General features: G+C 64.5%; 11 protein-coding genes. 4 read left to right on the plus strand and 7 right to left on the minus strand.

Annotated elements, in window-relative coordinates; translation table 11 throughout:
* Positions 1-22: 22 nt before the first annotated feature.
* Positions 23-646, minus strand: a complete 624-nt coding sequence (locus tag C443_RS08825) for a uracil-DNA glycosylase family protein (RefSeq protein ID WP_005535683.1) — start codon at positions 644-646, stop codon at positions 23-25.
* Positions 647-787: 141 nt separating this feature from the next.
* Between C443_RS08825 and C443_RS08830 the strand changes: the two genes are divergently transcribed.
* The 4 genes from C443_RS08830 (at position 788) to C443_RS08845 (ending at position 5639) form a co-directional block, all read left to right on the plus strand.
* Positions 788-2338, plus strand: a complete 1551-nt coding sequence (locus C443_RS08830) for an acyl-CoA carboxylase subunit beta (protein ID WP_005535684.1) — start codon at positions 788-790, stop codon at positions 2336-2338.
* 2 nt (positions 2339-2340) lie between these two features.
* Complete coding sequence (locus C443_RS08835) at positions 2341-2646, plus strand: hypothetical protein (RefSeq protein ID WP_005535685.1); 306 nt, start codon at positions 2341-2343, stop codon at positions 2644-2646.
* Positions 2647-2785: 139 nt separating this feature from the next.
* The gene (locus C443_RS08840) at positions 2786-4630 is read left to right on the plus strand and encodes an acetyl-CoA carboxylase biotin carboxylase subunit (protein WP_005535686.1); all 1845 of its coding nucleotides are present in this window, start codon (positions 2786-2788) and stop codon (positions 4628-4630) included.
* Between the two features lie 61 nt (positions 4631-4691).
* Positions 4692-5639 (plus strand): biotin--[acetyl-CoA-carboxylase] ligase, encoded by a 948-nt coding sequence (locus C443_RS08845; protein ID WP_005535687.1) that lies wholly within the window; start codon positions 4692-4694, stop codon positions 5637-5639.
* A 20-nt stretch (positions 5640-5659) separates the two neighbouring features.
* Here the strand turns inward: C443_RS08845 and C443_RS08850 are convergent, their stop codons facing one another.
* The 6 genes from C443_RS08850 to C443_RS08875 form a co-directional block, all read right to left on the minus strand.
* The gene (locus tag C443_RS08850; protein ID WP_005535688.1) at positions 5660-6139 is read right to left on the minus strand and encodes a universal stress protein; all 480 of its coding nucleotides are present in this window, start codon (positions 6137-6139) and stop codon (positions 5660-5662) included.
* A 72-nt stretch (positions 6140-6211) separates the two neighbouring features.
* Positions 6212-6670: an SHOCT domain-containing protein gene (locus C443_RS08855; protein ID WP_005535689.1), complete on the minus strand. Its 459-nt coding sequence runs from the start codon at positions 6668-6670 to the stop codon at positions 6212-6214.
* A 33-nt stretch (positions 6671-6703) separates the two neighbouring features.
* On the minus strand, positions 6704-7729 hold the full coding sequence (locus tag C443_RS08860) for an amidohydrolase family protein (RefSeq protein ID WP_005535690.1): 1026 nt from the start codon (positions 7727-7729) through the stop codon (positions 6704-6706).
* 21 nt (positions 7730-7750) lie between these two features.
* On the minus strand, positions 7751-8974 hold the full coding sequence (locus C443_RS08865) for an HD domain-containing protein (RefSeq protein WP_005535691.1): 1224 nt from the start codon (positions 8972-8974) through the stop codon (positions 7751-7753).
* Between the two features lie 65 nt (positions 8975-9039).
* Entirely contained in the window at positions 9040-9621 is a 582-nt protein-coding gene (locus C443_RS08870; protein ID WP_005535693.1) for a DUF420 domain-containing protein, read from the minus strand.
* 129 nt (positions 9622-9750) lie between these two features.
* On the minus strand, positions 9751-10473 hold a 723-nt coding region (locus tag C443_RS08875), incomplete at its 5' end, for an AAA family ATPase (protein ID WP_005535694.1).

Below are 10473 nucleotides of genomic sequence, written 5' to 3' on the forward strand. Positions count from 1 at the left end.
GTAAAAATCAGCTGCGACGCAGCTACCGGACCAGATACGGATCGTCGTTCGGCAGGAACCGCCCGAGGTCCGCCTCGCGGCGATAGTCGGTCTTCAGCAGCGCAGTCAGCGCGTCGACGAGGGCGTCCTCGTCCTCAGCGCTCCACTCCGCGGGCTCCTTGATTGGATAGACGAGCCAGCCGCTGCCGACGACCTCCGTGGCGTGCCGCGCGTCCATGTCGACCGACTCGGTCGGCTCCGATGTCGTGTTCGCGAACACGTGTCGCGTGGCGCGCTCGCCGACGGGTAGGAGGACGTGAGCAGTGATGGCCCGGAGTTCCGTGTCGAACAGCGGCTCCAGGTCGTCGTAGTCCGCCTCTGTCGGCGGGTCGCCGCCGCACATGTACAGGTACGACAGATACGTCTTTTCGACGGTCGGCGGAGTGCCGACCTCGGCGAGCAGTCCGGCCTCGACAAGCGCCCGCTGGAGACGTTCGCCCGCGGGGTTGTCGGTAAAGGGAATGCCGGACGTCGCGCCACCGTGGACGCCGGGGTGGTCCCCGATGACGTGGAAGTGGGCATTGGCGTCGCCGTACCCCGGCACAAACGGCTCACACGGGGCGTCGAAGCCGAAGGGGTTGTGCTGGCGGGCCGTGACGTTCTTCACGCGCGGATTCAATAGGCCATCGCTCAAAACTCCGCCGGTTTCGGTTATCGAATACGAGAAATAATGGTTAAGTTTGATAACGCTTTTCTCGGATGCCCGCAAGGAGTCGGATATGCTCCGGTCCGGGAGAAGTGATATCGCGTGAGCCACGATGACCGTGTCGAGGACCTTCGGGAACGAAAAGCCGAGGCCGAACGAGGCGGTGGCGAGGAACGAATCGAGGCGCAACACGACCGCGGGAAACTCACCGCGCGTGAGCGCATCGACTACTTCCTCGACGACGGCACCTTCGTCGAGATCGACTCGCTCCGTGAACATCGCTCGACGAACTTCGACATGGCCGACAAGAAAGTACCGGGAGACGGCGTCGTCGTCGGCTATGGCAAAGTCGACGGCCGCCGGGTGTACGTCTTTGCCCACGACTTCACCGTCTTCGGCGGGTCGCTGGGCGAGGCGTTCGCACAGAAGGTCTGTAAGGTGATGGACAAGGCCATCGAGACGGGCGCGCCCATCATCGGGCTGAACGACTCCGCCGGCGCACGGATTCAGGAGGGCATCGACTCGCTGGCGGGCTACGCCGACATCTTCCACCGCAATCAGCAGGCCAGCGGTGTCGTCCCACAGATCTCGGCCATCATGGGGCCGTGTGCCGGCGGCGCGGTGTACTCCCCGTCCATCACGGACTTCGTCTACATGGTCGAGGAGACCAGCCACATGTTCATCACTGGGCCGGACGTCATCGAGACGGTGACCGGCGAGGAGGTCGGCTTCGACGAACTCGGCGGGGCGAAGACCCACGCCTCCGAGTCCGGGGTGGCCCATTTCACGGCCGCCGACGAGAAGGACGCGATGGACGACATTCGCTATCTCCTCTCGTATCTCCCCCAGAACAACGTCGAGGACCCGCCGCGGGTCGAACCCTGGGACGACCCCAAACGGCGGGACGAAGCGCTGAAGACGGCTGTGCCCGACGCGCCACAGAAACCCTACGACATGACGGACGTCGTCGGGCGCATCGTCGACGAGGACTCGTTCTTCGAGGTCGCCGAGGACTTCGCGCGCAACATCGTCATCGGGTTCGCCCGCATGGACGGCCACAGCGTCGGCGTCGTCGGCAACCAGCCGCGGGTCAACGCCGGCACGCTCGACATCAATGCCTCGCGGAAGGGCGCGCGCTTCGTCCGGTTCTGTGACGCGTTCAACATCCCGATTCTCACGTTCGTCGACGTACCCGGGTTCATGCCCGGCAAAGATCAAGAGACCAACGCCATCATCAACCACGGCGCGAAGCTCCTGTACGCCTACTCCGAGGCCACCGTGCCGCTGGTGACCGTCATCACGCGGAAGGCGTACGGCGGTGCCTACGACGTGATGGCGTCGAAGCACATCGGCGCGGACATGAACTACGCCTGGCCGACCGCCGAAATCGCCGTAATGGGGCCGAAGGGCGCGGTCAACGTCCTCTACGACGACGAACTGGAGGACGCAGACGACGTGGAGGCCCGCCGGCAGCAACTCATCGACGAGTACCGCGACGCCTTCGCGAACCCCTACACCGCGGCCAAACGGGGCTTCGTCGACGACGTCATCGAACCCCAGGAGACCCGCCCGCGGCTCATCGACGATCTGGACCTCCTCCGGGGGAAACGAAAGGACCAGCCCGACCGCAAGCACGGCAACATCCCACTGTGACGATGGCGGCTGACACTGACTCGGCTGTCGATACGGACCTGATCGCGGAGATCGCCGCCCAACTCGACGATGCGTCGACGGATGAGGCGGCTGCGATCGCCGTCGCTATCGGGGCACACCTCACAGACCGCCAGCGCGCGGCGGCAGCGGCCGCGGCGGCTGCGGCGGCAGACGACGGTGACTCTTGGGATGGCAAGCAGTGGTCGTTCTCCGGGCGCGTGGAAGCCACGCAGAAGCGGTCTGTTCGGGTTCGCTCGGATGCGCCAACCGATCCCTGGAGTGCCGCCGGGCGCACCGAACGGTTCTAACTGCGGACAGTTCTTCTGTCAGTTGATCGGCGGCGCTCTGACTGAATTTGTGGTCATGTTCCATACTAACATAATTATATATGTAAGATTACCACTATCTGCGCATAGTTTTATGGGCCGACTCTCAGTATGAGGGCGTATGTTCGATAAGGTGCTCGTCGCTAATCGCGGGGAGATAGCGGTGCGCGTGATGCGCGCATGCGAGGAGTTGGGCATCGGCACAGTGGCCGTCTACTCTGACGCCGACAAGCACGCCGGGCACGTCCGGTATGCGGACGAGGCGTACAACGTCGGCCCGGCCCGTGCCGCAGACTCCTATCTCGATCAAGAAGCGATTATCGACGCGGCCAAGCAGGCCGACGCCGACGCCATCCACCCCGGATACGGCTTCCTCGCGGAGAACGCCGACTTCGCCGAACGCGTCCAAGAGACGGAGGGCGTCACCTGGGTCGGCCCCGAAAGCGAGTCGATGGAAGCACTGGGCGAGAAAACAAAGGCTCGCAAGATCATGCAGTCGGCCGACGTGCCCATCGTCCCGGGGACAACCGACCCCGTCGAGGACCCCGAGGAAGTCATCGAGTTCGGCGAGGAGAACGGCTTCCCGGTCGCCATCAAGGCCGAGGGCGGTGGCGGTGGCCGCGGGATGAAGATCGTCCACGACCCCGAGGAAGCCGAAGAGCAACTCGAAAGCGCAAAGCGGGAGGGAGAAGCGTACTTCTCGAACGACTCCGTCTATCTCGAACGCTATCTGGAGAACCCCCGGCACATCGAGGTTCAGATCATCGCCGACCACCACGGTAACGTCAGGCACCTGGGCGAGCGTGACTGTTCGCTCCAGCGCCGCCATCAGAAGGTCATCGAGGAGGGGCCGTCGCCGGCCCTGAACGACGCGCTCCGCGAGAAGATCGGCGACGCCGCCCGCCGTGGCGTCCGCGAATCAGACTACTACAACGCCGGCACTGTCGAGTTCCTCGTCGAAGAGGACACCGACCGGGAGCAGGGTGAACTGCTCGGCGAGGAGGCGAACTTCTACTTCCTCGAAGTCAACACCCGCATTCAGGTCGAGCACTGCGTCACCGAGGAGATCACCGACATCGATATCGTCAAGTGGCAACTGCGGGTGGCGATGGACGAGGAGATCACCTTCGATCAGGACGACGTGGAAATCGAGGGTCACGCGATGGAGTTCCGCATCAACGCCGAGAACGCCGCTGACGACTTCGCGCCCGCAACCGGCGGCAGCCTCGACACATACGACCCGCCGGGCGGTATCGGCGTCCGCCTCGACGATGCGCTCCGGCAGGGCGACGACCTCGTCACCGATTACGACTCGATGATCGCGAAACTCATCACCTACGGCGAGGACCGCGAGGAGTGTATCGAGCGCGGGAAACGGGCGCTCAAAGATTTCGACATCGAGGGCATCCCGACCGTCATTCCGTTCCACCGCCTGATGCTCACCGACGAGAAGTTCGTCGGTGGCACACACACGACGAAGTACCTCGACGAACAACTCGACAGGACGCGTATCGAAGAGGCACAGGAGAAGTGGGGTACTGTCACCGAATCCGACGGCGACGAAGACGAGGAGGTCGTCGAACGTGAGTTTACCGTGGAGGTCAACGGCAAGCGCTTCCAGGTCGATCTCGAAGAGCGCGGCGCACCCCCGATCAACGTCGGCGACGTGGACGCCGACGGCGGGAACCAGCCACAGCGGCCACGGGGCGGCAGTAGTTCTGACAGCGGCGGCGGCAGTGCCAGCACTGCAGAAGGGCAGGAAGTCGCTGCGGAGATGCAGGGGACGATTCTGGAGGTCAACGTTGAGGAAGGCGACGAGGTCGAGGCCGGCGACGTCCTCTGTGTGCTCGAAGCGATGAAGATGGAGAACGACATCGTCGCCGAGCGCGGCGGCACGATCAACGATGTGGCCGTCAGCGAGGGCGAGTCTGTCGACATGGGCGACTTGCTCTTCGTGATCGGGTGAGCGAGCGGACTGACCGCCGCGCGACAGACGCCTTTTATTCCGGCCGGTCGAAGCCCCGTCTATGAACGAAACACGTCACCGGGTACTCGACGCACTGGCTGACGGCCCTGTCTCGGGGCCGACCCTCGCCGACGAACTGGACATCTCTCGCTCCGGAGTTTGGAAGCACGTCGAAGCCCTTCGCGACGAGGGGTTTGAGATCCGTAGCGACGACGCAGGCTACGGCCTCGACTCGGTCCCGGAGTTCGGGGCGAGCGCGGTCGAATACGGCCTTGACGCACCCTTCTCGGTCGAGTACCACGACAGCATCCCGAGTACGAACGCCCGCGCCCGAGACCTTGCGGCAGATGGGGCGTCAGATACCGTGGTGCTTGCCGACGAACAGACCGGCGGCCGGGGGCGACTCGACCGCGAGTGGCACTCGCCGAGCGGCGGAATCTGGCTCTCTGTGCTGTTCCGGCCGGACGTGCCGATGGCCCACGCGCCGGTGTTCACGCTCGCGGCCGCTGTCGCGGTAACGCGGGCGGCCCGCGAGGCCGGCGTCGAGGCCGGCATCAAGTGGCCCAACGACGTGCTCGTCCGCCACAGCGACGAGGAGCGCAAACTGGTCGGCATCCTCACCGAGATGGAGGGTGAGGCCGACCGCGTCTCCTGGGTCGTCGTCGGCATCGGTGTCAACGCGAACGTCGACCCCGCGGACTTGCCCGACGACGCGAATCCGACCAGCCTCTCGGCCGAACGGGACGAGCCGGTCGACAGGCGGCTGTTCGCACAGCGGCTACTGGAGGAGTTCGACGCACTCCGTCAGGACTCAGCGAACGTCGTCGAAGCATGGCGGGAGTACGCGACGACGCTGGGCAAACAGGTCCGGGTCGAGACGCCGGGCGGCTCCATCGAGGGCGAAGCCGTGGATATCCAGTTCCCGGGCGCGCTCGTCATCGAGACAGAATCAGGGAGAGAAGTCGTCTCGGCGGGGGACTGTGAGCACCTCCGCCCGATTGCGGAGTGAGCGCTACGACGAGGGATACGTTACCGTGGGACGCCGGCGGGCTGCTCGTCCTCCAAGATGTCTTGTATCGTCGTCTCCACCGGAACGGTGACGACTGGGACGTGGGCCGACCGGACGACCCGCTCGGCGACGCTTCCCAGGAGCAGTCGGTCGATGCCGCCACGTCCGTGGGTCCCCATCACGATGAGGTCACAGCCGTGCTGGCTCGCGTAGTCGACGATTTCCTGGCTCGGGCTTCCCTCAGCCGTAGCTCGCGTGACAGTCACAGCGTCGGCAACGAGACGCTCGACCATGTCCAGCGCCATCTCGCCCTCGCGGTGGAGCGAGTCGGTAACGCCCTCCCATGTCGGTTCGTTCGGGAGCGTGGAGAACCGGCCGGTATCGATGACGTACAGCGCGTGAATCTCGCTGTCGTGCGTCTTTGCGAGCGTTTCAGCGTGTGTGAGTACTGCACGCGACCCCGGCGATCCGTCCGTCGGCACCAGTATCCTGTCGTACATACTGTACTATTGACTGGCTGTAAGGATATAGTTTGGTAACAGATAACATACAACAACCAATCGAGGGGCGGCTCAGTTCAGCTCCCGGTTCCGTTCTGACTCTGGTGCCTCGGAGCCGTCCAGAGAGGTCCCATCGAGGGCCTGTTCGAGCCGTTGTTCGAGTTCAGCTTCGGTTATCTCCCCGTTGGCGTAGCGCTCTGAGAGCCGTTCGACGGGGTCTGTCTCGCTGTCACTGGCCGCATCTGTCGCGCGGGTGACCTGCGTTCGTGACACATCAGTAGTCGATGCCGTCGTCTCGTCCTGACCGAAGACGTTCGACACGACCCAGTACACGGCGTAGCCGACAGCCGCCAGAAACCCGATGGTGGCGGCCAGAGAGAGAAGCCCCAGTATGATGCCGATGAGGCCGAAGAACAGTCCGAACGCAAGTCTCACAGCCGCGATAAGAACAAGGAACGAGACGAGCCCTAGCAGGCCATACAGGAGTATTTTCAGTGGTGTACTCAGGGCGCGGTCAGTGGTGGAGGGCATTACCCGAGAATACTATTCCCGCAGTGATAAGAATTATTCCGCCCCGGAGTGGACGACGTGCCGGACATCAGCCGTGTCCGCCCGGCGAACGACAGCCCGAACGGGGTTCCGTGCTCCTGAGAGATTGTCAGAGTCTCCATCGAGCACCAGCAGGCGCGCTGGCTGTCCAGTCTTTATGAGCCCGCCGCCAAGCCCCGCGATCTCGGCCCCGTTGACCGTCGCCATCCGCAACACCTCGCGAGCCGAAAGGTCGTACAGCTTCGCGGTGAACTCCATCTCGCGGAACATCGACGGGCTGTTGAGCATGACGTTGTCCGTCCCGAGCGCGACCGTCGTCCGGTCCGCCAGTTCTTCGACCGGCGGGCGGCCCACGTCGGTGACGATGTTCGACCGGGGACAGACGACGACGGGGATCTCACTGTCGGCGACCCGTTCGAGATGCAGCGACTCGGCGTGAACCATGTGGACGAGGAAGTCCGGGTCTAGGTCGAGGGCGGGATTGATATCGGAGCTATCGACCTCGCCCGCGTGGATGCCGAACAGCTTCCCAGCCTGTCGCGTCGCGCGTCGCTCCGCCCCGAACTCACTGTCGTTGGCCCCGCTCGCGCCGAACCCGTCGGCCAGCTCCATCGCGTCGGTCGTCTCGCGCCCGAGAATTACGCTTTCGAGGTCCGCGCCGGTTAGCGCGTCCCGTATCGCGCGGACGCCCTCCACGCCGCCTTCCCGGAACTCGATGAACGCGCCGGTTCCCGACTGTTCCATGAACGACAGCGTCCGCTCCATCGCGGCCACCAGTTCGTCCCGGCTCGCATCGCGGAGCAACTGGTGTTTCAGACCGTCCGGGGGCGCGACCAGTTCCTCCAGCGAGAGCCCCTCGCCGGCCTCCTTGGCGATGGAATCGCCGATATGCGTGTGGGCGTTGACGAACGCCGGCGCTACGATGTCGTCGCTGTCGACCGCAGCTTCCTCGATGGCGACTATGTCTCCGTCTTCGACCACGACGCGGCCCTCGATAGCCTCGAACGACCGTCCCGTCAGAATCGTCCCTTCAAGAATCATGTTCCCTGTTCGCCCGCTCGCTCAGTTAAACTCATCGAGGGTCGCATGGATACCCGTCCGCACGTCCCGGACTCTGGCCCCGTCGAGGTCGAGTCCGAGTTCGCGGATCGCCGCCGCACCGACCCGCTCGCTCTCGTCTTCCGGCGCATAGACGCCGAGCCGCCACTGGTCGCGCTGGGCGGCGCGGATGGCGTTGACCAGCGTCGACTGCTCGCCGAGCCGGCGGACCTCACCGTTGACGAGGACGCGGCTGCTGGATTCGGTCATCGACGGTTCGGGCGGAATGTCGAGTACAACGGCGTCGCTGTCGACGTTCGCTTCCTCGGCGATAGCTTGTTCCATCGCGCCGACCGTGTCGTGGTCGGCCGCCAGCACCTCGTCGGGCACGGACTGCCACTCCGCCCAGACGGCGCGCTTGTACAGGTCCCGCTGGGTCAGCCGCCGCGCGTACGCCGCCGTCGCTTCGCACTGCCGCAACGCCACGAGCAGGTCGTTGTCGTCCCACCGGCGAAGTGTCTCGGCGGTCGTATCAGTCGCTGCGAGCAGTTCCTCGGTCCCGCGCCGCAGCATCGATTTAGCGATGCGGGCGACGTGGTGCTGGTAGACGGTCGGGTTCATCAGCGCCCGCGCGAGCAGGAGCGACTCGGCCGTCTGGACGTTCCCTTCGTCTAAGACGAGTTCGCCGTCGACGAAACACAGCTCCCGGACCAGCCGCTCGTGGTCAATCGTCCCGTACGGAACGCCCGTGTGGTGGGCGTCGCGGACGAGATAGTCCATCCGGTCGACATCCAGTTCGCCGGAGACGAGTTGGCCCAGTTCGCCCTCGCCGGCGACGAGGCCGGCCACGCGGTCCGGATTGAGGCCGTGGTCGGCGAGCACGCGCGCGACGGGGCCGTCGCCGAGTAGTTCGTCCACATCGTCGTGGTACTTACCCGTCCGGCGATGGATGAGTGCCTCGACGTTGTGGCTGTAGGGCGAATGCCCCACGTCGTGGAGCAACGCCGCGGCTCGGACCCGTTCGGCCTGCTGGCCTTCGATGCCGAGGTGGGACAGAGCCCGGTCCGCGAGGTGATAGACGCCAAGCGAGTGTTCGAACCGGGTGTGGTTCGCCGAGGGGTAGACGAGCGTCACCGTGCCGAGCTGTGAGATGTGCCGGAGCCGCTGGACCGGCGGCGTGTCGAGCAACGCCGCCGCGACGCCCTGGACCTCGATGTGGTCGTGGACGCTGTCCTTGATTGTGGTCATTGCCGTGGCCTACGGCGGCGGCCGGCAAAATCGTTCGCCACCGAACGCGCCACAACAGCGGTCGCCTACCGGGGGACCCAGCCGTAGATGTGGTTCAGCATGACGTAGGTGACGAGCCCGAGGAACAGGCTCAACCCCCAGGCGGAAACGGCGATGCGACCAACACGGGCGTGGATCGTCTCTCTGAGCTCGGCGGGAGAGTGAGTCAGCCCGAGGACGACGGCGTGAACGACGACGGGCACGGAAACCGCGGACAGCAGGATGTGGATGGCGAGCATCGCGATGTACGCCGTCCAGACGAACCCTTCGGCGACGATTTCCTTCTCGAAGCCGCCGCCGACCTTGAGGATGTACAGCGTCAGGAACACCATGATGAGCGTGAACGCGGTCAACATCGCCGCGCGGTGTTTCCGCACCTGGTTGTTCTTGATGAAGTAGACGCCAGCGATGATTGCGAGCAGGGCGATACTGTTGACGACAGCGATTGCATCACCCAGCAGAATAACGATGTCCTTCGAGAACTCCGGCAGCGGTAACACGCCGCCGAACGCGCCGAACACGAGCGCGTAGCCAACGACCGAGACAACAGCGGTGACAAGCCGCGGACGAGCGCGGGCACGCGACTGGAGTGTGTCTGCGACGGCCATACTAGTAATTCGGGACCGGAGTGGTAACTGTGTTCTGAAATGGGCGGGGACAGCAGCGCAACTGCGGGTCGAAGCAGTGACTACTGACCTGCAAAAGCGCGGAGAATCGGAGAGAAGCGCTAACCGAAATCAGGCGAACGTCCGGGAGACGTCCTCGTCGTCGGTCTCTTCCTGCTGGATCTTCTCCCAAGCGTTGTGGAAGTCTGCCATCGTGACCTCGGTGCGGTCGTCGCGGATGGCGAACATCCCGGCCTCGGTACAGATTGCCTTCACGTCAGCACCGGAGGCATCCGTTATCTCCTCGGCCAGGGCCTCGAACTCCACGTCGTCGGAGACGTTCATGCTGCGGGTGTGGATCTGGAAGATCTGCTTGCGACCCTCGACATCGGGGTTCGGAACCTCGATGAGGCGGTCGAAGCGGCCGGGGCGGAGAATGGCCCGATCGAGCATGTCAAAGCGGTTCGTCGCGGCGATGATTCGGATGTCACCGCGGTCGTCGAAGCCGTCCATCTCCGAGAGCAGCTGCATCATCGTCCGCTGGACCTCGGCGTCACCGGAGGTTTTCGACTCCGTTCGCTTGGCCGCGATAGCGTCGATCTCGTCGATGAAGACGACGGCAGGCTCTTCCTGACGGGCCAGTTCGAACAGGTCGCGGACGAGCTTCGCACCCTCGCCGATGAACTTGTGGACCAGTTCGGAGCCGGCCATCTTAATGAAGGTCGCGTCGGTTTCGTTGGCGACGGCTTTCGCAAGCATTGTCTTCCCGGTGCCGGGCGGACCGTGCAACAGGACGCCGCTCGGCGGGTCGATGCCCACGTCCTCGAACATCTCGGGGCTCTTCAGGGGCATCTC

The sequence above is a fragment of the Haloarcula argentinensis DSM 12282 genome, from assembly GCA_000336895.1.
Taxonomy (GTDB): Archaea; Halobacteriota; Halobacteria; order Halobacteriales; family Haloarculaceae; genus Haloarcula; species Haloarcula argentinensis.

What these genes read in the sequence shown, in the direction of transcription:
- C443_RS08865 (WP_005535691.1), bottom strand. Translation starts at nt 8,974, where the DNA reads ATGACCACAATCAAGGACAGCGTCCACGACCACATCGAGGTCCAGGGC.
- C443_RS08840 (WP_005535686.1), top strand. Translation starts at nt 2,786, where the DNA reads ATGTTCGATAAGGTGCTCGTCGCTAATCGCGGGGAGATAGCGGTGCGC.
- C443_RS08850 (WP_005535688.1), bottom strand. Translation starts at nt 6,139, where the DNA reads ATGTACGACAGGATACTGGTGCCGACGGACGGATCGCCGGGGTCGCGT.
- C443_RS08835 (WP_005535685.1), top strand. Translation starts at nt 2,341, where the DNA reads ATGGCGGCTGACACTGACTCGGCTGTCGATACGGACCTGATCGCGGAG.
- C443_RS08860 (WP_005535690.1), bottom strand. Translation starts at nt 7,729, where the DNA reads ATGATTCTTGAAGGGACGATTCTGACGGGACGGTCGTTCGAGGCTATC.
- C443_RS08855 (WP_005535689.1), bottom strand. Translation starts at nt 6,670, where the DNA reads ATGCCCTCCACCACTGACCGCGCCCTGAGTACACCACTGAAAATACTC.
- C443_RS08870 (WP_005535693.1), bottom strand. Translation starts at nt 9,621, where the DNA reads ATGGCCGTCGCAGACACACTCCAGTCGCGTGCCCGCGCTCGTCCGCGG.
- C443_RS08845 (WP_005535687.1), top strand. Translation starts at nt 4,692, where the DNA reads ATGAACGAAACACGTCACCGGGTACTCGACGCACTGGCTGACGGCCCT.